Here is a 505-nt window from a genome sequence, read left to right as displayed (position 1 = left end):
ACATCCTAAATCGCTATAAACTCTCACGTAAAGTACTGCATTTCCAGAAATATAAGCATCAACTGCAGTTACGATTTCGTTGGTTCCGTTGCTTGCATCTACAAATGTAGGGTAGAACTTCTTGGTAACAGGCGTTTCGTTGGTTACATACGCGCTTGTAAGGTCGAATTTGCCTTTAGTTTCATTATTTTGAATGAAACATTCAGTTAATGCTCCATCGAAAACCACAGGAGTAGGGTAGAATGCTAAAGTGATTTTAGCTGTACCAATACATCCTTCAGTAGTTGTTACTTGTACATATACAGATCCAGGTCCTGAAAAATAGTTTGTAGGGTTTGTAATCTGGTTGGTGTTGTTATTTAAATCGTTTAAAGTAGGGTAGAATTTCTTCACAACTGGGCTGTACCCAGTAACGGCTGCAGTTGTTAAATCGAAGAAGCCATTTCCTGCATACTGACAAGAATAGATTGTTGCATCAGTTAAAATAAATGGAACAACAGTAAGA

General features: G+C 37.6%; 1 pseudogene. It reads right to left on the bottom strand.

What is annotated here, in order from left to right:
- Positions 1-505: pseudogene (locus AC2A1D_RS17805) on the bottom strand (gliding motility-associated C-terminal domain-containing protein); the annotation flags it as partial.

Source organism: Chryseobacterium sp. HNCC26DJ239 (assembly GCF_057180445.1).
This window is presented reverse-complemented; position numbering and strand designations above follow the sequence as displayed.